Annotated in this window: 19 protein-coding genes, 4 tRNA genes, 1 rRNA gene and 1 pseudogene; 12 read left to right on the top strand and 13 right to left on the bottom strand. The window is 61.7% G+C overall.

What is annotated here, in order from left to right; all coding sequences use genetic code 11:
- The first annotated feature begins 25 nt into the window (after positions 1-25).
- The 5 genes from rrf (at position 26) to JCM17207_RS09975 (ending at position 1,506) form a co-directional block, all read left to right on the top strand.
- Positions 26-142: ribosomal RNA gene (gene rrf, locus JCM17207_RS09955) — 5S ribosomal RNA — on the top strand.
- Between the two features lie 40 nt (positions 143-182).
- Positions 183-258 (top strand) — tRNA-Lys (locus tag JCM17207_RS09960).
- Between the two features lie 353 nt (positions 259-611).
- Entirely contained in the window at positions 612-1,211 is a 600-nt protein-coding gene (locus JCM17207_RS09965; RefSeq protein ID WP_238317505.1) for a hypothetical protein, read from the top strand.
- Positions 1,212-1,316: 105 nt separating this feature from the next.
- Positions 1,317-1,391, top strand: a tRNA-Glu gene (locus JCM17207_RS09970).
- Between the two features lie 38 nt (positions 1,392-1,429).
- Positions 1,430-1,506, top strand: a tRNA-Asn gene (locus tag JCM17207_RS09975).
- A gap of 134 nt (positions 1,507-1,640) precedes the next feature.
- Here JCM17207_RS09975 and JCM17207_RS09980 read toward each other — a convergent pair.
- The 10 genes and pseudogenes from JCM17207_RS09980 to JCM17207_RS10020 all read right to left on the bottom strand — a co-directional run bounded on the left by JCM17207_RS09980 (position 1,641) and on the right by JCM17207_RS10020 (position 14,047).
- The gene (locus JCM17207_RS09980) at positions 1,641-2,060 is read right to left on the bottom strand and encodes a hypothetical protein (RefSeq protein ID WP_238317506.1); all 420 of its coding nucleotides are present in this window, start codon (positions 2,058-2,060) and stop codon (positions 1,641-1,643) included.
- Positions 2,061-2,338: 278 nt separating this feature from the next.
- Entirely contained in the window at positions 2,339-4,126 is a 1,788-nt protein-coding gene (thrS, locus tag JCM17207_RS09985; RefSeq protein ID WP_238317507.1) for a threonine--tRNA ligase, read from the bottom strand.
- 500 nt (positions 4,127-4,626) lie between these two features.
- On the bottom strand, positions 4,627-6,369 hold the full coding sequence (locus JCM17207_RS09990; RefSeq protein ID WP_238317508.1) for an ammonium transporter: 1,743 nt from the start codon (positions 6,367-6,369) through the stop codon (positions 4,627-4,629).
- 274 nt (positions 6,370-6,643) lie between these two features.
- Positions 6,644-7,075: a DUF1622 domain-containing protein gene (locus tag JCM17207_RS09995; RefSeq protein WP_238317509.1), complete on the bottom strand. Its 432-nt coding sequence runs from the start codon at positions 7,073-7,075 to the stop codon at positions 6,644-6,646.
- A 156-nt stretch (positions 7,076-7,231) separates the two neighbouring features.
- Complete coding sequence (locus JCM17207_RS13875) at positions 7,232-8,089, bottom strand: GAF domain-containing protein (RefSeq protein ID WP_373871957.1); 858 nt, start codon at positions 8,087-8,089, stop codon at positions 7,232-7,234.
- A 505-nt stretch (positions 8,090-8,594) separates the two neighbouring features.
- Positions 8,595-10,169, bottom strand: a pseudogene (locus tag JCM17207_RS10000) (bifunctional diguanylate cyclase/phosphodiesterase); the annotation flags it as partial.
- Between the two features lie 253 nt (positions 10,170-10,422).
- Positions 10,423-12,429, bottom strand: coding sequence for an FAD-binding protein (locus tag JCM17207_RS10005; RefSeq protein ID WP_238317511.1), 2,007 nt, complete (start codon positions 12,427-12,429; stop codon positions 10,423-10,425).
- Between the two features lie 144 nt (positions 12,430-12,573).
- Positions 12,574-13,128 carry a TetR/AcrR family transcriptional regulator gene (locus JCM17207_RS10010; RefSeq protein ID WP_238317512.1) on the bottom strand — a complete coding sequence of 185 codons (555 nt, stop codon included), beginning with the start codon at positions 13,126-13,128 and terminating at the stop codon, positions 12,574-12,576.
- A 328-nt stretch (positions 13,129-13,456) separates the two neighbouring features.
- Positions 13,457-13,533: transfer RNA gene (locus JCM17207_RS10015), tRNA-Ile, on the bottom strand.
- 94 nt (positions 13,534-13,627) lie between these two features.
- Positions 13,628-14,047 (bottom strand): hypothetical protein, encoded by a 420-nt coding sequence (locus tag JCM17207_RS10020; RefSeq protein WP_238317513.1) that lies wholly within the window; start codon positions 14,045-14,047, stop codon positions 13,628-13,630.
- A gap of 147 nt (positions 14,048-14,194) precedes the next feature.
- Between JCM17207_RS10020 and JCM17207_RS10025 the strand changes: the two genes are divergently transcribed.
- The 6 genes from JCM17207_RS10025 (at position 14,195) to JCM17207_RS10050 (ending at position 19,733) form a co-directional block, all read left to right on the top strand.
- On the top strand, positions 14,195-14,689 hold the full coding sequence (locus JCM17207_RS10025; protein ID WP_238317514.1) for a conjugal transfer protein TraD: 495 nt from the start codon (positions 14,195-14,197) through the stop codon (positions 14,687-14,689).
- Positions 14,689-15,990, top strand: coding sequence for a glycoside hydrolase family 10-like protein (locus tag JCM17207_RS10030; protein ID WP_238317515.1), 1,302 nt, complete (start codon positions 14,689-14,691; stop codon positions 15,988-15,990). Before JCM17207_RS10025 ends, JCM17207_RS10030 begins: the two co-directional genes overlap by 1 nt.
- 158 nt (positions 15,991-16,148) lie before the next feature.
- A complete protein-coding gene (locus tag JCM17207_RS10035) occupies positions 16,149-16,688 on the top strand; it encodes a hypothetical protein (RefSeq protein WP_238317516.1) in 540 nt (179 codons plus the stop codon).
- Complete coding sequence (locus JCM17207_RS10040) at positions 16,685-17,614, top strand: DMT family transporter (RefSeq protein ID WP_238317517.1); 930 nt, start codon at positions 16,685-16,687, stop codon at positions 17,612-17,614. Before JCM17207_RS10035 ends, JCM17207_RS10040 begins: the two co-directional genes overlap by 4 nt.
- 23 nt (positions 17,615-17,637) lie before the next feature.
- Positions 17,638-18,192 carry a M48 family metallopeptidase gene (locus JCM17207_RS10045; protein ID WP_238317518.1) on the top strand — a complete coding sequence of 185 codons (555 nt, stop codon included), beginning with the start codon at positions 17,638-17,640 and terminating at the stop codon, positions 18,190-18,192.
- A 32-nt stretch (positions 18,193-18,224) separates the two neighbouring features.
- Complete coding sequence (locus tag JCM17207_RS10050) at positions 18,225-19,733, top strand: lipopolysaccharide biosynthesis protein (protein ID WP_238317519.1); 1,509 nt, start codon at positions 18,225-18,227, stop codon at positions 19,731-19,733.
- A gap of 65 nt (positions 19,734-19,798) precedes the next feature.
- Here the strand turns inward: JCM17207_RS10050 and JCM17207_RS13745 are convergent, their stop codons facing one another.
- The 3 genes from JCM17207_RS13745 to JCM17207_RS10065 all read right to left on the bottom strand — a co-directional run bounded on the left by JCM17207_RS13745 (position 19,799) and on the right by JCM17207_RS10065 (position 22,937).
- Entirely contained in the window at positions 19,799-20,824 is a 1,026-nt protein-coding gene (locus JCM17207_RS13745) for a putative ABC transporter permease (protein ID WP_282449912.1), read from the bottom strand.
- A gap of 77 nt (positions 20,825-20,901) precedes the next feature.
- Positions 20,902-21,672, bottom strand: coding sequence for a tRNA (guanosine(46)-N7)-methyltransferase TrmB (gene trmB, locus JCM17207_RS10060; RefSeq protein WP_238317520.1), 771 nt, complete (start codon positions 21,670-21,672; stop codon positions 20,902-20,904).
- A 77-nt stretch (positions 21,673-21,749) separates the two neighbouring features.
- Positions 21,750-22,937: an alanyl-tRNA editing protein gene (locus tag JCM17207_RS10065; protein ID WP_238317521.1), complete on the bottom strand. Its 1,188-nt coding sequence runs from the start codon at positions 22,935-22,937 to the stop codon at positions 21,750-21,752.
- A 136-nt stretch (positions 22,938-23,073) separates the two neighbouring features.
- Here JCM17207_RS10065 and malQ point away from each other — a divergent pair, with 136 nt between their 5' ends.
- On the top strand, positions 23,074-24,651 hold the full coding sequence (gene malQ / locus JCM17207_RS10070) for a 4-alpha-glucanotransferase (RefSeq protein ID WP_282449913.1): 1,578 nt from the start codon (positions 23,074-23,076) through the stop codon (positions 24,649-24,651).
- The last annotated feature ends 31 nt before the right edge of the window (positions 24,652-24,682 follow it).

The raw sequence follows: 24,682 nt of genomic DNA on the forward strand, positions 1-24,682 counted from the left end.
GCGCTGAGGTAACTCAGTAAATATGGCCGGTGTCGATGACGGTGAGGATCCACCTGTTCCCATTCCGAACACAGAAGTTAAGCTCACTTGTGCCGACGATAGTTAGCTGGAAACGGCTTGTGAAAATAGGTAGTCGCCGGCTTCTCTCACATCAGGATATTGAAACCGTATCCTGATGGTATGCACCTCTAGCTCAGTTGGTAGAGCAACTGACTCTTAATCAGTGGGCCCAGGGTTCGAGTCCCTGGAGGTGCACCACGAAAAACGCAGAATCTTTGGATTCTGCGTTTTATTTTTTGTCCGGGCGGCCGTCGAAAAAAGGGCTGCCCGGATTTTAAATTGCAGTAAGAGCAGGGAATCCTTCGTAAGGATAGATAAGAGGCGCTTCTCCCCGGATATCCGGGAGAAAAGGAAAATAGACCACCCGCCCTGCAAAGAGGAAATTCCTGACAAAAACTGTCCATTTTCCCTATGGAAAGCAGGGGGATTCTATGATATACTGATGCGCGTATGTGTGTGGATTATTCTCAGCGGCAGGTCGGAGAACCACGGCATACCAGATAAGACCAATGGACAAAAAGGAATTGCAGATGAAAAGCATTTACATATTTTTGACCCGATCCGGGACCGTTCTCTCTCACCTGGTTTATACCTTTACCAAGGAGCCCTATACCCATGTTTCGGTGGCGTTTGACGACGATCTGGGGACTTTGTACAGTTCTTCCCGCAAGAACGGATACACCTTGTTCCCTGCGGGGCCCTGCCGGGAATTTTTAAACCAGGGATTGTTCACCCGCTGGGGGAAGATACCCTGTGCGGTGTATGAACTGCGGGTAGAGGACCATGTTTATCATCAGGCCCGCCAGCTGGCCGAGGAGATGGTCAGCCAGGATTTCTACCATTTTAATATCTTCGGGCTTCTGCTGTGCAAGATGAATATCCGTTTGCAGCGGCAGCGGCACTTTTTCTGCTCCCAGTTTGTCAGCGAGGTGCTGCGCCAGAGCCAGGCACTGGAGCTGCCCAAGGACAGTGTCCTGATGCGGCCCAGCGACTTTTTGCAGCTGTCGGGGCTGCGGTGCCTCTACTGCGGCCTTTTGAAGGATCTGCCCCAGCGTCAGCGGATGCAGCTGGGCGAGCCGGTGAGCATGACCACCGTCTATTTCCATTTGATGATGGCCGCCGCCCGCCGTTCCTGGCAGCGGATGCGCTGAGAGACCCCGGAAAGAATTTTTTTGGAAAATTTGAATTTTCCTGTTGACATTTCGCACCGGATACGCTATAATAAACGAGTCGGGTGAACCCCGGCTCGTAAATATGGCCCGTTGGTCAAGCGGTTAAGACAGAGGCCTCTCACGCCTTTAACATCGGTTCGATTCCGGTACGGGTCACCATTTGAAATAAAACGGCTGTTCGGCCGTTTTATATAGATGCCTCTTTAGCTCAGTCGGTTAGAGCACCTGACTGTTAATCAGGGTGTCGCCTGTTCGAGTCAGGCAAGAGGCGCCATGCAAGCGATGGATTGAATTCATCGCTTTTTCTTTGTCTTTGAACGATGCAAAGGGATACAAAAAAAGCCGCCGCGGGTAGACCGCAGCGGCTCTTTTTGTAATTCATGTAAAACGTCTAGATAAAGAGTGATTTTAGTTCTGATTATTAAATTTGATCTTGAAATTAGTTCCATCAAGAACCAGTCCGGAAGGATCTAACTGGAAATTAAGATTGAAGGGAATGAATCCGGCTTTATCAAATGTGAGCTTAATCTGCTTGGTTGCTTGATTTACCTCCCAGTTAAAGGTGATTTGGAACCCAGAGTTCTTGAGGATATCAATATAACCAGTACCATTTTTTTCAAACTTGATGGTAAGAATATCCCCAAGGTGGCTATCAATATCAATTAGGCCACCTAGCTTTGTGTCATTAGAAATACTCGACTCCCATTTCGCGTTGATAAGCTGATTCTCAATAGAGCCAGAGGACTGGCTGCCATTGTCTCCGCAGGCGGTCAGAAGGCCCAGGGCCAGGAGAATGCAGGGAATAAGAAGTAAAATGCGTTTCTTCATATGAAAAACACTTCCTTTCCAAGATCAGATGTGCGACGGAATATCGTCCCCGTAAGGTCAATATAGCATATTGGTTACGAAAATGTCAACGAAAATAGCGGTGATATATTTCGGATTGTGATACCAGTGAAAAATCGGCCCGGAATTTCAGCGATTGTACTATTTTTTCAGGTGTGAACGCTTTTTGCGCCGCTTTTTCTCGAAAAAGCGGCAAATCCTCATCAGCGCGGGCAACAGAAAAAGGCCGCCTTTCGGCGGCCTTTGGGGGTTATGGGAAATTAGTCGTGGGTGCGGTTGGCGATCTCGTCGCAGACCTTCTGGATGAAAGCGTCCAGTTCCATGGTGGTGGTTTCGCCCTTCCGGTCGCGGACCGAGACGTTGCCGGCCTCGGCCTCCTTGGCGCCCAGGACCAGCATATAGGGCACGCGGTCCACCTGCTGGGCGGCGCGGATCTTGTAGCCGATCTTCTCGTTGTCCGAGTCCAGAGCCACACGGATGCCGGCCTCGGCCAGCTTGTCGGTGACGGACTGGGCATACTCCAGGGTCTTCTCGGAGACAGGCAGAACCTTGACCTGGGTGGGGGCCAGCCAGGTGGGGAAGCGGCCCTTGGTCTCCTCGATCAGGTAGGCCATGAACCGGTCAATGGAGCCCAGGATGGCGCGGTGGAGCACCACAGGGGTCTTTTCGGTGCCGTCGCTGTCCACATAGGTCAGGTGGAACTTGGCCGGCAGGCAGAAGTCCAGCTGGCAGGTGGACAGGGTGTACTCGGCGCCCACGGCGGGCCGGACGTTCACGTCCAGCTTGGGGCCATAGAAGGCTGCCTCGCCGATCTCCTCGGTGAATTCGATGCCCAGCTCGGTCAGAACTTCCCGCAGGGCGGCCTCGGCGTGGTTCCACATAGCGTCGTCGTCATGGTACTTCTTCTTGTCGGCGGGATCGCGCAGGGAGAGGACGCAGCGGTAATCGGTGATGCCGAAGTCACGGTAGACCTCAAAAATCAGGTCGCAGACGGCGGCCACTTCGCTCTTGATCTGGTCGGGGGTGACGAAGAGGTGGGCGTCGTTCTGGCAGAAGTGACGGCCGCGCTCGATGCCTTTCAGGGTGCCGCTGGACTCATAACGGAAATCGTGGGCAATCTCGCCGATCCGGATGGGCAGCTGGCGGTAAGAGTGGGGCCGGTTGGCGTAGATCATCATGTGGTGGGGGCAGTTCATGGGACGCAGGACGTAGCTCTCGCCCTCCATCTCCATGGCGGGGAACATGTTCTCCCGGTAGTGATCCCAGTGGCCGGAGGTCTTGTAGAGGTTGACGGTGCCCACGCAGGGGGTCATGACGTGCTGATAGCCCCGGGCACGCTCCTTGGCCTTGATATAGTTCTCCAGCTCCTGCCAGACGGTGTAGCCGTTGGGCAGGAACATGGGCAGGCCGCGGCCCACCAGGTCGTCGGTCATGAACAGGCCCATCTCTTTGCCGATCTTGCGGTGATCCCGGGCGCGGGCCTCTTCCTGCTGCTTCTCCCAGGCTTCCAGCTCTTCCTGGCTGCGGAAGGCTACGCCGTTGATCCGGGTCAGCATCTTGTTGTCCTTGTCGTTCTTCCAGTAAGCGCCGGACTGCTGGGTGATCTTAAAGGCCTTCAGGGCCTTGGTGTAGGTCAGGTGGGGTCCGATGCACATATCCACATACTCGCCCTGCTGGAAGAAGCTGAACTCGGTCTCATCGGCCAGATCGGCCATGTGCTCCACCTTGTACTTCTCCTTGCGGTCGGCCATCAGCTTCTCGGCCTCGGCCCGGGGCAGGATAAAGGGCTTGATGGCCAGGTTCTCCTTGACGATCTTTCGCATCTCTTTCTCGATGGCGGCCAGGTCGTCGTCGGTGAGCTTGGTGTCGCCCAGGTCTACGTCGTAGTAGAAACCGTTCTCAGTGGCGGGGCCGAAGGCGAAATCCGCCTCGGGGTACAGCCGTTTGATGGCCTGGGCCATCACATGGGCCGCCGTGTGGCGCAGGACATGGAGTTCTTCCTCCTGGGGGCACTCGGCGACAACGCCGTCTTTGTAGATGATTTTCATAGCGCAGTCTTTCCTTTCACGATAAAATAAGCCGCGGTAAAATAAAAAGCGCTCCATCCCGCAAAATCTGCTACGGGATGAAGCGCCTGAACGTTTTGAAAAGCTCAGGGAAACTCCACGGTTCCACCCGAATTGCACCAGCCCAGAGGGCGGCGCCACTCGCTGTGCTGTAACGGGCGCACCCGGCAGGGGTTCGCCCCTGCGCTCCGCGGTGGTAGGGGGCAGGCCGGCCAGCGGGGCTGCTCACAGCGCGCCGACAAGCGGCGGCAGCCCTCTCTGGACGCGCCGGGTTCTGCTCCGGTTTGTCCGCATCCATGCTTTAAACAGGATGAAGTTACGTTGATTGTAGCATAGCCGGGCCCAAAAATCAAGCCTGCCGGTGAAGTTTGGGGCCGGGCCTCCCGGAGCGGAAAAGACCCGGCCCCGGATAAGAGCCGGGACAGGGCCTTTTCACACAGGATCAGGATTTAGGAGAAAAAGAAGATGGCGGAAAGAATCGGTTACTCCACATCCTGGAGAGCGTCAAAATTTTCCTCTCCGGTGCGGATCTTAACCACCCGGGTGACGTTGTAGACAAAGATCTTGCCGTCGCCGATGTGGCCGGTATAGAGCGCCTTTTTGGCGGCTGCAATCACGGAATCCACCGGGATCTTGGAGACAATGACCTCCACTTTGACCTTGGGCAGCAGGTTGGTGTCCATGGGGATGCCGCGGTACTTCTCGCTGGAGCCCTTCTGGATGCCGCAGCCCATCACCTGGGTGACGGTCATGCCGGTGACGCCCAGCTCGTTGAGGGCGTTTTTCAGCTCGTCAAACTTGCTCAGCTTGAGGATAATGGAAATCTTGTGCATGCCGGTATCGGTCTCGCCCAGGGCGGGAATGGTCTTTTCCTGGACCACAGGCACGGCAGCGGCCATCTGGTGTGCCGAGGCTTTGGCGGGGTCGTCCTCGCCCAGATCGGTGTTCTCGTTGACGGACATGGTGCCGATGGTGGCGTCCTGGATGGCAAACCCGGCATAGGCGGAGGCCAGACCGTGCTCGTGGATGTCCAGACCGTCCAGCTCCACCTCGGCGGGAACCCGCAGGCCGATGGTCTTGTCGATCAGCTTAAAGACGATAAACATGATAATGAGGACGTAGACATCCACGGTCAGGATGCCCAGGGCCTGGGTGCCCAGCTGGCTCAGGCCGCCGCCGTAGAACAGGCCCTTGCCCACACCGTTGTTGCCGGTGGAGAACAGGCCCACGGCCAGGGTGCCCCAGACGCCGTTGGCGAAGTGAACCGAGACCGCGCCGACGGGGTCGTCGATCTTGGCGACGTTGTCGAAGAACTCCACCGACAGAACCACCAGCACGCCGGCCACGGCGCCAATGGCAAAGGCGCCGAAGGGGGAGACGCAGTCACAGCCGGCGGTAATGGCCACCAGACCAGCCAGAGCGGCGTTCAGGGTCATGGAGACATCGGGCTTGCCGTACCGCACCCAGGTGAAGATCATGGCCACACAGGTGGCCACGGCGGCGGCCAGATTGGTGTTGAAGCAGACCAGGCCGGTGAGCGTCATGGCCTCGTCGGTGGACAGAGCCAGGGAAGAACCGCCGTTAAAGCCGAACCAGCAGAACCAGAGGATAAAGACGCCCAGGGCGGTGGCGGTCATGTTGTGGCCGGGGATGGCGTGGGCTTTGCCGTCCTTGTCGTACTTGCCGATCCGGGGGCCCAGCATCCAGGCGCCCAGCATGGCGATGATGCCGCCCACGTTGTGCACTGCGGCCGAGCCGGCAAAATCGTGGAACCCAAGGCCCGCCAGCCAGCCGCCGCCCCAGATCCAGTGGCCGGAGATGGGGTAGACCAGCAGGGAAATGGCGGCGGAGTAGACACAGTAGGCCTTGAAGTTGGTGCGCTCAGCCATGGAGCCGGAGACGATGGTGGCGGCTGTGGCGCAGAAAACGGTCTGGAACACGGCGTAAACCCAAAGGGGAATATCCAACCCCAGATGGCTGTAATCCCCCAGCATAAAGGGATCAAAGCCGCCGATCAGGGCGCCGGTGCCGCCGAACATCAGCCCGAAGCCCACCAGCCAGTAGCAGGGGGTGCCGATGCAGAAGTCCATCATATTCTTCATCAGAATATTGCCGGTGTTCTTGGCACGGGTGAGGCCCGCTTCACACAGGGCGAAGCCTGCCTGCATGAAGTAGACCAGAAACGCTCCCACGAGCGTCCAACAGGTGTTGATTGCGTTGAACATGCTATAACCTCCCATTCAGTTGTGTTGGCCGGCCCGGCGGTTCTCGCTTCCGCCCGGGCGGCCCGCCGATCGGGGAGCCCTCTATTCTCTCTGAACGGCGATGCCAAACAAAAAGGCGCTGACAGAATTGCTTCTGTCAGCGCCTTTGCTTGCGATGGTGCGAGTATAGCCTTTTGTTTTCAAACTGTCAATGGACTGTTCATAGATTTTCCATTTTTTACAATCCTGCCCGGAAAAGAAGAGAAAACTTCGGCAGTTTGCGTTTTCCAAACACTCAATCGGCCTGTGCTTTTTTGTTTTGCGCGGCCTCGGCCTTTTTCCCCTCGCGGATCTCCTCCCGCTTGGCCTCGCGGCGTTCCTCGGCTTTTTCGGCCCGGGCGGTCTTCATCTCGGCGTGGAGCAGGATGCTCATGGCAGCGCGCAGGGCAAAAGTCAGCCCCAGCAGCAGCACGGTGGCCAGCTCCGGCTGAAGGATGGTCTTGGTCACCTCGGCCGCCAGCAGGAATTCCAGCGCAGTGGTCAGGCCGCTGCTCATCTCCAGGTGGAAGTCGTAGTCGTCGTGGAACAGCGACACGCGCAGATAATGATAGGTGGATTTGAACAGGCTGAAAATGATGATGAACAGGCCGATGATTTCGGCGATCAGGGCGATGAGCGGGACGACAATCGCCAGGATGGAGTCCAGCCCGTTTTCCAACAGCTCCAAAAAGTTTATCACAAAAAACCATACCTTTCTTCCGCGCAGGTCTTCGACCGGGGCCGGCGGAGTCCCCGGAGCAAACATGTCTTTTAATATACCGGTTTTGGGCCAGAAAGTCAATTCGTGGCGGCTGGGGGCAAAAAGCTTTGCCCGGGGAGAGGCTTAACGGCCGGAAAGAAGCCGGCAGTACCCGTTCAGCCGGGTGAGAGAGGGAGTCTCCTCCATCATCATGCCGGAGAGCCGCAGCTGGATCTCGCCCTGGCGGTCGTGCTCCCAGGGGAACTCGATCTGTACCAGCTGGCCGGTTTCGATCATCTGGCCCAGAGCCTGCTCCACGGCGGGCTGGGCGGTGTTTTTCACCCGGGAAGCCCAGAAATGGTAGCTCTCGCAGGGGGAGAAAAATTCCGGCATAGCCAGCAGTTCCTGCATAGTGGGGTCCACGATCATCTCCCGGCGGCCGTCTTTTTTGTGCATTTCCAGGGTCCAGTAGCCCACCTTGAGGCTGCGCAGAAGATCCTGGTTGGACTCCTGCATCAGCATCCGGTATCGCCGTTCGTTCCGTTCCTGGTTCATCCGGGTCAGAAGGAACCCGGCCAGAACCCGGATCTGGGAGTCATCGTGGATGCAGTAGCGGGGGTTGTCCACCCCCAAAAAGCCCACGGTTTTGCCGTTGGCCCGCAGGGGAACGGCGATCAGACGCTGGATGTCCTGGTCGGTCAGGTCCGCCCATTCCTGGGGGCTGACGGCTCGCAGGGAGTCCAGCCCGAAGAGGATCACCGACTGATCCTGATCAAAGAGGGTCAGCCACCGGCCCAGCTGGTGGGGGCCCACCTGCTGGAGCTTCTGCTTCTGGGGCGAGACGTTGACGGCGCACCACTCGTAGGTGTTGGTCCAGCAGTTGGGGCAGGTAGCGCTGGGCTCGAAGAGATAGGCCCGGTCCGCCTGGTAAAAGTCCCCCATCAGGGCCAGAACCCGATTCACCGCCTCGGCGTAGTCGGCGCAGACCGAGAGGGCGTTCATCCCCTCCACAATCTTCTCGGCGAAGTTCAGCCGCTCCCGGGCGGCCTGGCTGACGTATTCCTGTTTGGTGATGTCCAGCCCCACTTCCAGCCGGGCTTTCCGCCCGCGGTAGGTCAGAATTTTGTCTTTTAACAGGAAATGCCGCTGGCAGTAGGGGTTTTCCTGCTCCCAGAGAGAAGGTGTTCTGGTACAGCTGGTTGTTGCAGAAGGGGCAGGGGCTGTCCCGGCCCCGCAGGACTTTATAGCAGGGTTTGCCCTTGTAATCCTGAACTCCGAAAAGCCGCTGCCCGGCGGCGTTCAGGTAGTAGAGCTGATAGGTCTCCAGATCGCAGAGATAGAAAAGATCGTTTTCGGCGTTCAGAATGGCCTGGGTGATCTCTCCATCGGAGGGCTCGGCCCCGCCTGGGGCGGGGGCGGCGGGAGGCGCCGGGGGCAGGGGCAGGGAATGGGCCCCCTCGTTTATAAACCGGCGTTCAAACTCCGCGGCGGTGCAGGGGTGGGAGAACAGATACCCTTGCAGCAGGTTGCAGTGGAGCCCCTGGAGTACCTGCAATTCCTCGAGGGTCTCCACCCCCTCGCAGCAGGCCCGCACCTGGTTGCTCTCGGCCAGTTCCAAAATGTTGTTCAAAAGCCGGTAGTTGTAGGCGCTGTTCTGGATGCCCGAGACAAAGCACCGGTCGATCTTGATCTCGTCGATGGCCATTTCTTTCAGCCGGCTCAGGCTGGAATATCCGGTGCCGAAATCGTCCACCGAGATCTCAATGCCCTGTTTGCGCCAGCGGCGGAACAGCCGGTTCAGATGGGGGTAATCGGCCAGCTCCATGCTCTCGGTGACCTCGATGGTCAAGGCGCTGCCGGGGAGCCCGCTGTTCCGCACCAGATCCAGCACGTCCTCCTCGATGGAGGCCTGTTCCAGCTGGCGGTAGGACATATTCACCGAAATATGGAACTGGGGGATCCGGGCCCGCCAGCGCCGGCAGGCCCGCAGCGCCTGGCGGAGCACCCAAAGCCCGGTGGAGCAGATCAGCCCGCTCTGTTCCAGTACGGGGATCATCTCGCTGGGGGAGACCACCCCCAGCTGGGCCGAGCGGTAGCGCAGTAGGGCCTCGGCCCCGTAGAGGGTGTATTTCTCGGCCCGGAACTGGGGCTGAAAGTAGACCTCAAACCCCTCGAACCCGGCCTGGATGCTGGCTTCCAGGGCCTCCCGCAGTTCCAGCTGGCGCAGCTTTTTCTCGTAGATTTCGGGGGTGAAGAAGGTCAGAACCCCCTTGCCCCGGGCCTTGGAGCGGTCCAGGGCGGTCTCGGCATACTGAAGCGGCAGATGCTCGTCAGCAATGTGATAGTCGGTGTAGGAGACGCACCCGGCCGAGATGGTGCACTGGCCGCAGACCCGGTCCTGGACCCGGTCGAAGAGGGTGGAGACCTGCTCGGCCGAGAAGCCCGGCAGGTTGAGGGCGAACCAGTCGCCGTTGATTCGGTAGACCGGCACCTGATGGCGGACTTCGTCCCGGATTACCTGGGCCACATCCGCCAGAACCGCGTCGCCGAAACTGCGGCCGTCCCGCATGTTGATGGTTTTAAGGTTGTCCACCCCGATCAGGAGTAGGTAGCCGGGGGCTAGGGTGGAGAGGAGCTTCCGGGATTCCTTTTTCAGCTCAAGGTTGCTGTAACTGCCGCTGGGCTGGATGGGGCTGCCGATGGTCAGCTGGCCCAGGATATAGGCCAGCCGGCCGCTCTCGGTGCAGTAGGCGGTGCCGCAGCTGTTCACCCAGCTGCTCCGCCCCTCCCGGTTCAGCACCCGGTAGTTGATGCTGTAATGCCGGATCTTCCGGCTGAGCAGGTCATCCATGGTGCGCTCCAGCCGGGCCACGTCGTGAGGGTTGACCCCCTGCCGCCACTCGGTCAGGGTGCAGACCAGCTTGTGCACCGAGAACAGATCGTCGGCGGCTTCGATGTTCCGGGAAAAATGTACCAGATTCTGGTCGAAGTCATAATAAATGTAATAGCCCCCGGTGCTCTGGCTGAATTGATCCAGCAGGGTGTGCACCGTTTGAAGCGAGCCCGCAAGTAGATTGCACATGATTTTTTCGTCCCCCAAAATCAATAGACAATACAACTTTATTATAGCACTGCTTTGAAGAAAGTGCTATTGTTTCAGGGAAAAGAAAGGGGGATTTTGAGGGAAAAGCAGAAAAAAACCACCCTGCCCCGGGCAGCCACAGATCCGGGGACCCGCCGGGCCGGGGAATACCCTAAAAAACAGGCCCGGGCGCCTGTACAGAACAGACGCCCGGGTCCACACAAAAAAGAGAAAGGAAAACGCTTCAAAAAGTTCAAAGGGATGCCAGATAATTGCCCAGCTCACGGCCGAGGGTCAGGCAGATGCCGATGCTCACGCCGGGGATGGGGGTGACGTAGGCGGGGCCGAACCGCATGCCGCAGGTGTTGCCGGTGGCGTACAGGCCGGGGATGGGCTCGTAGTCCTCGCCCAGAACCTGCTGGTCGTTGGTGGTCACAAAGCCGCCGGTGGTCACCAGGGCAAAGCCCAGGCTGGGGGTGGTGACGTGGGCGAAGAAGGGGCCCTCGGCCACCGGGTTCAAAAACCGGGGATCCTTGCCGAAGTCGGTGTCCACCCCGGCGGCGCACAGCTCGTTGTAGTGCTCCACCGTCTCGGTGAGCACGCCGGCATCCACCCCGATCATCCCGGCCAGCTCCTCGATGGAGTCGGCGCAGTACCAGCCATTGGCCCCGGCCGCGCCGGCGGTGCGGGCCGCCTCGAAGTTGGCCTCCATGGCGGCGACAGTCTCGGCGTTGGTGTAGTCGAAGGCCTGGTGGCCGGGGAAGCCCCGGCGGATCTGGCTGGGGTAGGTGCTGTCGTAGATGGAGGTAATGTTGCCCCGCTTGGTCCGGGCCATAAAGAAGCCGTTCAGCTCAGGGCCGGCGAAGGCCTCGTTCTGGAACCGCTGGCCGTTCTTGTCCACCCAGAGGGGGCCGGGGATGTAGTCGGGCACTACAGCGGAGTCAAAGTTCATGGAGGAGATATCCGGCTCCAGACGGCCGCCGGCCCAGACGCCCATCTGGATGGCCGAGCCGTCCCGGCCAAAGGGGGCGGAGAAGCCTTCCTCGCCGGTGAACATCCGGTGGACCCCGGGCAGCAGGTCGGCCAGCATTTCCTGGTTGCCGCCGAAGCCGCCGCCCGCCAGGACCACGCCCCGGTCGGCCAGGATTTTAATATAGCTGCCGTCCTCCTGCTGGGCGATGACGCCGATCACCCGGTCGCCGTCCTTCACCAGCTGGACGCCCTTGGTGCTGAACCGGACGCTGACCGAGGGGCAGTTGGCCTCGATGTAATCCAGGTTGTCCCGGCTCAGATCCTTCAGCTCCAGCTGGCCGGGGGTGTTGTTGGCCATCCCCTCGCCGTTCCAGCTGGCCTCCCACCACTGAATCTCGCCGGGGTAGTAGCGCAGGCCGTTGTTCAGCTGGTGGATGGCGGATTCGGTCTCGGGCCAGTAGGGGGTCCGCACCTTGTCCAGGGTTTCCTGTTTGACGGGGGAGAGGTACCAGTCCACCGCGTCGCCGCTGTGCTGGGCGAACTTCATAATCAGGGCGGGGTTGGCCTTGTTGTGGGTCTGGAGCATCCAGTTGTTGACGAACTCCACCGGGTCTACCTGGGGAATGCCCTTGCTGGCCAGGATCTTGGAGTTGATGTGGCCGATGTCATGGCCCACGGTCCACCAGCTGTCCCGGGACATGGACTCCAGGGCCACGGCGTTCACCCCGGCCTCGCCCAAGGCGCGGAGGGTGCTCAGGCCCGCGTAGCCGAAGCCCACGATGGCCACTTCGGTCTCGATGATCTCGGCGATCTCGCTGTCGGGGATGGGATCGGGGGCGGTGCGCCAGCTGGAAGAAGCGGCGTCGTCCACCGGGATCAGGACGCTCTCCCCCTTGGCCTGGGCCAGACAGGCCTGGGCGGCCTGCTGGACGGCGTTGGAGGTGACGGTGGCCCCCGAGACGGAATCCAGCTCGGCGTTCTGGCGGTCCAGGATCTGGGCGGTGAACTGATCGCCCAGACCGGCGCCGATGCCCTCGGTCTCGCCCGACACGTCGATGACCACGTCGGTAATCTTGTCGGCGTCCACGGTCATGGTCACGGTGACGGTGTTGATGCCCTGGGCGGTGGCGCTGTATGTGCCGGGCTTATAGGCCCCGGCAGCGGCCGAAGCGCTGGCGGCCTGGTCGGAGCCGAAGCCGGTGAGCAGGCCGGTAGCGGCCGCGCCCACCACGGCGCCCGCAGCGGCGCCGCAGAGAAAATCGCGTCGGGAAATGGTTTTCTTTGCCATGATGTGCAGTTCCTCCTCCATCGTATAGGCGGTGTGTTGTTTGTGGATATTTTAACATAGTGGCGAGGGAGGGGGAATTATCATTCCGGCGGATTTGTCCTGACAAAAAAACCGGAGTGTCAAGGTGTGACACTCCGGCAGGAATTATACGTTAGAATCGGGGGGCTGCTCGGGCCCCAGCCGGGCCCGCAGCAGGGCGGCGATCTCTTCGCTGAGATAAGGCAGGTCCCGCATGGGTTCGGTGCCGTGCCAGATGATGAGGTTGGCAATCCCCGCGGCGAAAAACTCCACCAGGAACTGGGTGTCCCGGACGCTCAGGCGGACGCTGGCGGGGTATCGCCGCAGCAGTTCCTGGACAAAGTTGCGGGCGCTGTGGATGATGAACCGCTCGTGGTTGACCCGCTTGGGCCCGTTGAGGCCCCGGTTGATCCGCTCGTGGAAATCGAGAAAATCCTCGATGTACAAAACGATGGCCTGGGCGGCAGTCTGGGCCCGGCTGCATTTGCGCAGGGCCCGGCGGAGCCCCCGCTCGAAGATCAGGTCCATCACGGCGTTGATGTCCTCGAAATAATAATAGAAGGTCTGGCGGGAAACCCCGCAGGCGTTTACCAGATCCTGAACGCTGATCTTGTCCGGGTGGCGGGTGCGGCTCATCTCTTCCATCGCCTCGGCGATCTTGGTGCGAATGTCTGTTGCCATGTGGGATGCCTCCTCTGTGCCCTTATTATAGCAAGCCCGGGCGAGGGGGCGCAATCCCAAAAACACGATTGCAAAAATGAAGAGTATAAATAATGTTAAGATATACAAAAAGTATCGGAAAGGCGAAGGAGGAGGCCGGTTTGCCGCCGATTCGCTGCACAAAAACAAAAGCCCCCGGCGGGATACGCCGGGGAGAAAAAACACGGGGCCCCCGGGAAAGCCCGCGAAGCGGGACTTTCTGGGAAAAAGAAGGAATGACGGAGCGGTATGAGAAAAGCCCGATCGGAACCGATCGGGCTTTTTGAATGGAGCGAAATCCATTCCGACGTGGTGGGCCAGCCAGGACTTGAACCCGGGACCAAGCGGTTATGAGCCGCCAGCTCTGACCAACTGAGCTACTAGCCCGCGCCTTTGCTCCATACAATATAGCATGGTGCACCTATGTATTATACCAAAAAGCCCGCCGGATGAAAAGACCTTTTTCGCCCCGGCGCGCCTCTCAATGGGTGCGGTGGGCCTCCAGCTTCTGGGCCATAAACTCGTCCAGCATCTCGGGCGGGAAGACCGGCTCTGGCGAGCCAAAGGCCTCCCGGATAAAGAACAGGGTCACCACCGTCTGATTCCCCGGGTCCAGCCGGAGGGTGTAAAGGGTGTCCACCGGCTGCTGGGTGGGCCGGTGGAGGGTCAGGTGGAGGGTGAAGCTGCCGTCCCGCTCCCGGGTGCATTCGTAGGCGAAAATCTCCTCCTCCTGGGGGGCGGCCAGCCGGTCGAAGCACTCGTCCAGGGCCAGGTCGGTGCGGAACTCGCTGCATCCCGCCGGGCCGTACTCGCTGCGGCGGCGCTTCTCCTGTTGCTTGAGCACAAAGACCAGCACCACCGCCGCCCCGATCAGCAACACCGCCGAAATCAATCCGTTCATCCTCTGCCTCCCTTTGCGCCCGCCCGGCGCACACAAAACCTTTTCCATATTGTAACACAAGCCGCGGCGAAATGTGTTATAATACTAAAAATTTTTGATTTTTGCGTCCGGCTGCCCCGGCGCTGAAACGGAGGGAACCCCATACCCATGAAACTCAAGTTTACCCGCAAGACCTGGTATTTCTGTCTTTTGGTGGCGGCTGCCGCCACCCTGCTCAACGGCCTGGCCGTCCTGACCGGGCAGGACTTCTCCTTTTTGGAGATGTGCTCCTTCTGCCTGACGGCCCTGTCGGCCCTCTTCCTGGCCGCGGAGAAGGGCTCGGACCCCAGCCGTAAGCGGAATTATTTCGGTGTCTTTCTCTTTTTGATGGCCAGCTATCTCTTTGCCGGGTGGCTGGGCTATCTCTGCGCGGCCCTGGCCTGGCCGCTGCTGCTCTATACCGCCGCCGGGACAGGCGCGCCGGTCTCCCGGCAGCTGCGGCTGGTCTGCGGGGCCGAGGGCCTTCACCTGCTCTTTGTGCTGCTGGCGGGTTACGGCGGCTTTGCGTCGGCTCAGTTCTGGGCCAATCTCTTCTGGGTGTTGCTGGCGGTGGCCCGGGGCTGGGCGGCCCTGGTGCTCTACCGCGCCCAGGAGGACACCTGATGCCCCGGACCAAAACCCGGCCCTCGCCCCGCCGTACCTCCCGGCATCGCCGCCGGAAAACCCTCACCCGTCGGGCCTTTCTGGCGGGGGCGGCGGCGGTCTGCGGCGCGGGGGCGCTCTGGGCGGTCCGACGGGTTCTGCCCGGGCTGTCAGGGGAGACCCGGCAGCAAAACCCGGCTCTCCCCGCCGCCGGAGAATACCGGGCGGTCTGGATCAGCTATCTGGAATGGCAGGGGATGGACTTCTCCTCGGCGGACCGCTTCCGGGCCGGGGCGGCCGGGATGCTGGACAACTGCCGGGTCCTGGGGCTGAACACCGTCATCGCCCAGGTGCGGCCCTTCGGGGACGCGCTCTACCGCAGCAATTTGTTCCCCTGGAGCCACATCTGCACCGGTACCCAAGGCCAGGACCCGGGGTTTGACCCGCTGGATATCCTGCTCACCGAGGCCCACAGCCGGGGCCTGTCGGTGGAAGGGTGGATCAACCCCTACCGGCTCCAGGCCTCGGGGGTGCCCGCCAGCCTGGCCGCCAATAACCTGGCCAACCTCCACCCCGAGTGGGTGGCCCAGGTAAACGGGGGACTTTATCTGAATCCCGCCATCCCTGCGGCGGCGGACTATGTGGTCCAGGGGGTGGCCGAGCTGGTCCAGAACTACCCGGTGGACGGGGTCCACTTCGACGATTATTTCTACCCCACCACCGACCCGGCCCTGGATGCGGCTCAGTTCGCCGCCAGCGGGGTGGCCGACCTGGCCGGGTGGCGGCGGGCCAACGTCACCGCTCTGGTGAAGGCCGCCCACGACGCCGTCAAGGCCCAGGACCCTACCCTCCGGTTTGGGGTCAGCCCCCAGGGCAACCCCGACAACGACCGGAACCAGCAGTACAGCGACATCGACGCCTGGCTCACCGCCGAGGGGGAAAACGCGGTGGTGGATTACCTCTGCCCCCAGATCTACTGGGGGTACGGCTATACCCTCAGCAATGGGTCGGACCGGTTCGCCTTTGAGAACATCCTGCCCGAGTGGCTGGGGCTGCCCCGGGCGGCGGGGGTGGCCCTCTATTTTGGTCTCGGCGCCTGGCGGATCGGAGAAGGGGACGGCGGCACCAATGCGGACAGCGTCAGCCAGTGGAACACCGGCCGAAGCCTGGCCGATCAGCTGGAGGATCTGCGGGCCTGGGGCGGCCAGGGATACGCCCTCTACCGGTACGGGTCCCTTTTTGGTTCGGCCTGGCCCGAGCTGGCCGCCGCCGAGTGCGCCGCCCTCACCGCCGCCAACCAGCTGGGCGAAACCGCAGAATAACCGAGCGGGCAGAATTCACGAAAAATTCGGCCGCCGCTTGTACAAAAATGCGAAATGCGGTATACTAAATACTGAACCAAATCCATCTTGCAGGGCGTTTGCAGAACAGCCGCCCCAAACGTGAGCGGAGGGGCGGGCCTGCCCCCGGAGGTTAAAGAATGAAATATCTGAAATTTATCATCCCGCTGGTGGTTGTGGCCATCCTGGCGGGGGTCGTGATCTCGAACGGCGGACCGGTGGAGATGCTGCGGAATATGCTGGGCCTCTCCAGCCAGGTGCAGGAGACCGAGACCAAAAACTGGGCCGCGGCCACCACCGACCCCATCATGGTCCCTGAGGGAACCGACACCACCGCCAAATACACCAACGTGGTGAGCAACGGATCCCTCTACGCCATCTACAACGGCATCTGGAGCCGGGACACCGGTTATTTCACGGTGCCCAGCGGTACCTTGACCATCACGGCCTGCGGCACCGCCGAGGGCACCCAGCAGTATAAGATCGCTGTCTGGAAAAAGGTGGACGGCGGGGCCGAGTATGTGGTGGGCAGCACCGGCTATATCAAGACCGACGGCACCAACTACCGCTACACCGTCACCGGGCTGGATCCGGCGGCCAGTTACCGGATCACTGTCTCTTATGACTCCAGCAAATATTATCTCTACGGCATGTTCCAGGCAGAGGGGGTCGCGGTATGAAAAGCCAAACCGGCAACGCTCTGCTGCTGGTCTTCTGCGCCCTGATCTGGGGTCTGGCCTTTGTGGCCCAGAGCGCGGGGGCGGGGCTTGGGGCCTACACCTTCCTGGCCTGCCGCAGCTGGCTGGCTGTGGCGGCCCTCTGGCCCACGGTGCGGGGCTTTGACGCGGTTCGCCGCCGCCGGGGGCTGCCCTCCGGCGCCCCGGCCAGCCCCGCCGACCGGCAGCTGCTGGGCCGGGCGGCTCTGGCCTGCGGTACCCTCTTGTTCACAGCGTCGGCCGCCCAGCAGATCGCAATCACCATGAACGCCTCCACCGCCAAAGCCAGCTTTATCACCGCCATGTATGTGGTGCTGGTGCCGGTGCTGGGGCTTTTGTTTGGCCGCCGGGGCAGCACCCAGCTCTGGATCTGCATGGCCATCTCGGTGGGGGGCCTCTACCTGCTCTGCATGCAGGGGGGCTTCGGCCAGGTGGAAAGCAGTGATCTGGTGCTTTTGCTCTGCGCTTTCCTTTTCGCTTTCCAGATCATGGCGGTGGGGCATTACTCCCCCCGGCTGGACGGGGTGCGGCTGAGTTTCGCCCAGTTCTTTGTGGTGGCGGCTGAGAGCACCGTGGCGGCCTTTTTGTTCGAGGCTCCTACCTGGGCCGACATCGCCGCCAACGCCTGGCCGCTGCTCTACTGCGGTCTGCTCTCCAGCGGGGTGGGCTACACCCTCCAAATTGTGGGCCAGAAAAATCTGGACCCCTCCATCGCCAGTTTGGCCATGTGCCTTGAGAGTGTCTTCGGCGCCCTGGGTGGCTGGGTCATCCTGGGCCAGAGCCTCTCGGGCCGGGAGGTGCTGGGCTGCGGTTTGATCTTCGCGGCGGTGGTGCTGGCCCAGCTGCCCCTGGCCGACTGGGTCCGCTGCCGGGTGGGGCGGGGCGCCTGACCGGCGGAAAGATGGGAAACAGAATGGATGCCAAAACCCAGACCGTCCAGTACCGCCGGGCCGGCGGGGTAGAGTATGAGCTGGCCCGCCGCCGGGTCAAAAATCTGAACCTTCACGTCCGGGCCGACGGCTCGGTGGCGGTGAGCGTGCCCCTCCAGACATCCCTGCGGGAGGCGGACGAATTTGTGGCCGCCCACTCGGTCTGGATCGGCCAGGCCCGGGAGCGCCAGCGCCGCCGCCAGGAGCGGCAGGCCCTGCTGCCCCTGCCCGAGCCCGCCGCTGCCCAGGCTCATTTCACGGCTCTGAGCGACCAGGTATACCCGGCGTTCTGCCGGCTGCTGGGAGAAAAACCCGAGATCCGGGTGCGGGACATGACCAGCCGCTGGGGCGTCTGCGCCCCGGCCAAACGGCAGCTGACCTTTGCCTTGCAGCTGTACAATATGCCCCCGGCGGCTCAGATCTATGTGGTGGTACACGAGTACTGCCATTTTCTTGTGCCCAACCACAGCCCGGCGTTCTGGGCGGAGGTGGAGCGGCTTTTGCCGGACTGGAAGGCCCGGCGGGCGCTGCTGAAATAAAACGGAAGAAACACACGGGAGGATAAACACCCTTGTCGAACGAAAAAGCCCCCGAAGCGGGGCAGAACAAATACAACCGCCTGGCGGGAAATACCCTGATTTTTGCCATTTCCAGCTTTTCATCCAAGCTGCTGACCTTCATCGTCCAGCCCTTTTTGACCTATGCCATGCGGGACGTGGAGAATATGGGCATCTCAAAGCTTTTGAGCCAGTGTGCCAATCTCTTGATCCCCTTTGTCTCCATGGGCATGTCCAACGCCATCATCCGCTTTGGCCTGGACCGGGGCAACGATAAAAAACAGGTCTTTACCAACGGTCTTTTGACCATTCTGGCGGGCTACGGCCTGCTTTTGCTCTGCTGGCCGGTGGTCCGGCTGGTGCCCGACGTGGCAAACTACGGCGCCCTTTTGTACATCTATGTGCTGACCAGCTGCCTGCGCACCCTCTGCACCCAGTTCGTCCGCAGCCGCCAGCTCAACCGGTTGGTCGCGGCGGACGGCATCCTCTGCACCTTCGCCACCCTGATGTTCTATGTGCTCTATCTGGTGGTGTTTGACTGGGGCGCCTCGGGCTATCTGCTGGCCATCATCTGCGGCGACGTTACCAGCAGCCTCTTCCTCTTCTTCACGGCGGGGCTGTGGCGGTATGTGGATTTCCGCCGCCCCAACCGCGCCCTCTGGGGCCAGATGCTCCGGTTCTCTTTGCCCATGATCCCGGCTCAGATCAGCTTCTGGATCATCAATGCCTCGGACATGTTCTTTGTCAAGGCCATGTGCGAAGGGGTGGAGGGCCGCAGCGGTGCGGCCTGGAGCGGCCTGCTCTCCACCGGCTACTTCCTGCCTACCATCCTGAACACTTTGGGCCTGATCTTCTACGACGCCTGGCAGCTGTCGGCGGTCACCGAGGAAGAAGGCCGGGAGAAATTCTTCTCCAACGTGTTCCGCAGCTATTCCAGCGTGATGTTCTGCTGCGCGGCGGGGATCCTCTGGCTCTGCCGGCCCACCATGCTGATTATGAAATCCAGCTACTATGACTCCTGGCAGTTTGTGCCTTTCCTGACTCTGGCGGCGGTGATGACCTGCTTCAACCAGTTTATGAATAGCATCTACGTTCTGTACAAACGCTCCACCCGCAGTTTGTACACCATGCTGACCGGAGCCATCGCGAACTGCCTGATGAACTATTTCTTCATCCTCTGGTGGGGCCCGGTGGGGGCCACCTATGCCTCCTTCCTGGGGCTGGCGCTGGTGTTCCTGCTCCGGGCGCTGGACAGCCGGAGCCTGTTGAAAATGCGGCTTCAGCCGGGCCGGATCCTGGTGAATCTGGCCATCCTGATCGTCGAAGCGGCCATTCTGCTGGCCGAGCTGCCCCTCTACGGCCTCTGGACCGGCCTGATCACCGCGGTGGTCATCCTCTACAACTTCAAGGGCGTATGGGGGATGGTCCGGGTGCTGCTGCCCCGGCTGCTGGGCCGGCGGGGCCGTGGCCTGGTGGCCTGGGTGGACCGGCTGCTGGAGCCCAAAGCCCGCAAACAGGCCTGAGCGCAAATAGTAATAATGACCAACAAAAAACCCCCGGCTGCTGGCCGGGGGTTTTATTGCTGGGTTTACTTGCGGCGGCGGAGCGCTTCCCGCAGGGTGTCCAGGGAAATGTTCCGGGCACCGTGGCGCATCTTGGGGAACGCCCGGAGCAGACGCCCCGGCCCGAAGAAAGAGTGTTTGTGCAGATGGGCCTGCATCTCCTCGGAGCGGATCTCCAGCTCGTTCTTGAGTTGTTCCAGCCGGAGCTGGTCGGTGGTCCGCTCGACGGTGCCGAGGGCAGCCAGACGGGCGGCGTTGGCCGCCTCGGAGGCGGAAAGACGGGCGTCCTCCCCGGCCTGGCGGGCGGTGCGGATGGCCTCTTCGGCCATGGCGCGGGCGGTGGCGGCGGCCTCACGGGCCGAGTATTTCTTGGCGGCATCCCGCAGCTCGGCTTTGGCCAGCTTGAACTGGAGCCGGCCCTCGTCCATCCGCTGATCGGCGTCCATGGCCTTGGTGCCCACCATCCGGGTCATGGCATCGCTGAGCTCCCGCAGGCCGTCGGCGACGGTTTCCAGGGTGTCCAGATCCCGGGCCAGGTCGGCGGCGGTGAAGGCGGTGAAGATCAGGTCGGCCAGATAAAGCAGATAGAGAACCAGCATGATGATCCAGCCGATGTTTTCGGGCATCAGATGAAGAAACCCCGCCAGGATGGGGTGGATGATCCGGAGCACAAAGAGCGCCCCCAGGCCCCAGATCAGGGAGAACTCCAGGCAGATATACCCGCCCAGATTAAAGGGAGCGTCGCTGTAATCCCACCAGCGGGTGTGGTAGATGCGGTAGAGGGCCCAGCCGCCCACCAGCTCGATGGCGCTGGGGATCAGCACGCCCCCCAGAAAGGTGAGAAGCAGGCTGTGGCGCACCGGCGCCAGCAGGAGCAGCAGCGCCACCATGCCGAACCCGTAGATGGGGCAGACCGGCCCGTTGAGAAAGCCCCGGTTAACCAGCTGGCCGGTGGTGACGGCGGCGTAGGCCACCTCGGCGCACCAGCCCAGGCAGGAATAAACCAGAAAATACAGGGCAATGTCGTAGAGTGAGAAGCCAAAAATCATCATAGGCTACCTCCGATCAAGGTGTGCGATATAGTATGGAAAGTCTTGGCCGGGCGGGGCGGGGGATATACAAAGCCCGGTCAGCCCTCGGCGTCCGCTTCGTTCTGGGCGGCAGCTTCGGCCTCGGCCTGCTGGGCGGCCAACCGTTTGAGGACCTTGGGCTCGATCCAGGAGATGCTCTCCTCTCCGGGCAGCTTGCGGGCGATCAGGGCCTTGATCTTGATGCCCATCTCGGTGAACATCCCCTCGTGCTCGGTGCGGATGTTCCACTCCGGCTCGTTGTCGTGGAGGTCCCGGGTCTGCCAGGTGATCTCATAGCCCGAGGCGGGGAAGTACTCCAGGCTGTCCCGGAACAGATCTTCGTCGTCGGTCTTAAAGTAGATCTCGCCCCCATCCACCAGGAAATCCCGGTACTGGATCAGCTGGCGGGGATAGGTCAGGCGGTGCTTGTTGGAGGAGGCGTTTTTGCTCCAGGGGTTGCAGAAGTTGATGTAGATCCGGCTGACGGTGTCCTCGGGGGTGAAAACACCCCGGATCCGCTCGATGTCGGCGCTGAGGATCTTCACGTTGTCCACCGGGCGGCCGGCAGTGGCGTAGGCGGCCTCGATCTTCCGCTTGGCCAGGATCAGCACCTTGTCGGTGATGTCGATGCCGATGTAGTTGTTCTCGGGGTGGGCGCAGGCCAGCTGGGAGATAAACCCGCCCTTGCCGCAGCCCAGCTCCAGCACCAGAGGCTGTTCGGGGCGGGGGAACTGGGCGTGCCACTGGCCCCCCAGGTGGAAGGGATCGTGGACGTGAAAGTCGCTGGCCAGCAGCTCGGCGCGGGCGTAGGGCTTGAAACGCATTCTCATAAAAATAAACTCCTTGTAATTCTGACTTTCAATAAAACGATTCGGACTGACTTTAAAAAGGGGGCTACACTTTCCTATTAAACTCCGGCGTTCTCCCGCAGAAAAGCGGCGACGGCCTCGGGGTCGGCGGCGCAGCTGCCCTGGCAGACGCCGGGTTTGCCGCCGCCCCGGCCCGAGAGGGCTGCGTTCAGCGCCCGGGTCAGGGGCCGGACATCCCCCTCCCGCCGGGCTAGGCAGTAGCCGCAGCCCTTGTCGGTGGGAGTCAGGGCCGCGCAGAGGCCGCCGGTGGCCTCGGTCAGCCGCACCGCCAACCGGTGCAGCCCGTCGGGGTCCAGCCCCGGGACGATCCGGATGGCGTCCTCGCCGGGATTTACCGCTGCCGCTAGGGCATCAAACAACTGGGCGCAGATCCCGAAATGGGCGTACCGCAGATCTGCCAGTTCCCCGTGGACCCGGCGCACCGCGTTGGCCGTCTCGCTGGGTTTGGCGCTGAGCAGGGCCATGATCTCCCCCTGCCGGGTCTGCATGGTCTGAACTTCCCGCAGGGCCCGCTGGCCGCAGAGCACTGACAGCCGGACCCCGCCCTTGTAGTTCTCGGCGGCGATGATCTTGATCAGCCCCACCTGGCCCGCGGTGGCGGTGTGGGTGCCGCAGCAGGCGCAGGTATCCGCCCCCGGGATCTCCACGATCCGCACCTGGCCCGCGATCTCCTTTTTGCTCCGGTAGGTCATCCGGGCCAGTTCTTGAGGGGTGGGGTAGAGCACCCGCACCGGCGCGTCCTGCCAGATGACCTGGTTTGCCTCCAGCTCGGCCTGGCGGAGCTGGTCGGCGGTCAGGGGGACGCTAGTGTCCATCCGCACCGCCTCGGCTCCGATGTGAAAGCCCACGTTCTCAGCCCCGAAGAGCCGGTGCAGCGTCCCCGAGAGGATGTGCTCGCCGGTGTGCTGCTGCATCTTGTCGAACCGCCAGGCCCAGTCGATCCGGGCCGTCACCGCCGCCCCCGGCCGGGCCGCCTCGGGCAGGGCGTCCACCGTGTGCCAGATGACGCCGTCCTGTTCGTGGACGTCCGACACGGTCAGGGTCTCGCCGCTCTCCAGAGTCAGGGCGCCCCGGTCTGCCGGCTGGCCGCCTCCCTCGGGGTAAAAGACGGTTCCGTCCAAAGCCAGCCGCCCGCCGCCCCCTTCCAGAGGCTGGGCCGCCGTGATGTGGGCGGCACATTCGGTGCGGTAGGGGTCGTTTTCGTAGTATTTCTCGGTGCTTTGCATCCTTTGGGCCCTCCTGTGGGATCAAATCACGATACAGTATACCACGATTTTTGCCTGTGGAAAATAGGGGCCGGATATGTTATGATAAGAATTATCCGGGCGCGGAGCGCGCCGCGCCCCCAGATTTTGGTACAGAGTGAGGGAACCGTCTATGCGTGAAAGTGGAATCTTGATGCCTGTTTCCAGCCTTCCCGGACCCTATGGGATCGGCTGCTTCGGGCAGGCCGCCTACAAATTCGTGGACTTTCTGGCCGAAGCCGGCCAGACCATCTGGCAGATCCTGCCCCTGAGCCCCACCGGCTACGGTGACAGCCCCTACCAGAGCTGTTCTGCCTTTGCGGGCAACCCCTATTTCATCGATCTGGACGGGCTGAAAGCCCAGGGCCTGCTCACCGCCGCACAGCTCGCCGAAGTGGAGTTCGGCGAGGAGGAAACGGTGGTGGATTACGGCGCCCTCTACACCGCCCGCTATCCGCTGCTGCGGGCCGCCTACGCCGCCTGGCAGGCCCAGTGTGCCGGGCAGTATGGCTGCGCCGCCTATTACCCCGATGATTACTATGCCTTCACCCTTGAGAACGAGGGCTGGCTCGAGGATTACGCCCTCTACATGGCCCTCAAGACCGCCCACAAGATGGCGGCCTGGTCTGCCTGGCCCCGGGAATACCGGCTGCGGGACCGGGAGGCTCTGGCCCGGTTTGCCCGGGAAAACGCGGAGGAGATCGGTTTCTGGAAGTTCTTGCAGTACCAGTTTGCCCGCCAGTGGCAGGCCCTGAAAGGATACGCCAACGGCAAGGGCATCCAGATCCTGGGCGACCTGCCCATCTATGTTTCGGCCGACTCGGTGGACGCCTGGGTGGGCGGCCGGCTCTTTGAGCTGGACGCCGACGGCAAGTTCGCCCGGGTGGCGGGCTGCCCGCCGGATTACTTCTCCGCCGAGGGCCAGCTCTGGGGCAACCCCCTCTATGACTGGGCCTACCACCGGGAGACGGGCTTTGCTTGGTGGATTAAGCGGGTCCGCCACGCCCTGGGCATCTACGACCTGATCCGGATCGACCACTTCCGGGGTTTTGATACATACTGGGCCATCCCGGCCACCAGCCCCACCGCCCGCACCGGCAAGTGGGAGATCGGCCCCCGGATGGAGCTGTTCCACGCCCTGGAATCCGCCCTGGGCCAGCTGCCCATCATCGCCGAGGATCTGGGCGAGCTGACGCCCAGCGTCCGGGAACTGCTGGCGGAGAGCGGTTTCCCCGGCATGAAGGTGCTGCAATTCGCCTTCAGCGGCGGGGACAGCGAGTATCTGCCCCACAACCACATCCAGAACTGTGTGGTCTACCCCGGCACCCACGACAACACCACCCTGGCCGACTGGTGGGAGAACGGCGCCTCCCCCAAGGAGAAACAGGCGGTGGCGGCCTACTTCCACCTGGCAGCTCCCAAAGCCACCCCCAAGCAGATCGCCGCCCTGGACCCCGACGAGGTCCGGCTGGCGCTGCTCCGGGCCGCCCTGGGCTCCACCGCCGCCCGGGCCATCATCCCCATGTACGACTGGCTGGGCCTCGGGGCCGAGGCGCACCTGAACACCCCGGGCAAGCTGGGGGGCAACTGGGCCTGGCGGGCGGAGGAGGGCTTCGACGCCCCGGCTCTGGCCCGGACCATCCGGCAGGAGTGTGAGGTATACTGGCGCAAACCGGCACAGGTTTCGGCAGATTGACCAAAATACAGCCGTGCTTTGTGAAAGAGTG

The organism is Faecalibacterium gallinarum, assembly GCF_022180365.1.
GTDB lineage: Bacteria > Bacillota > Clostridia > Oscillospirales > Ruminococcaceae > Faecalibacterium > Faecalibacterium gallinarum.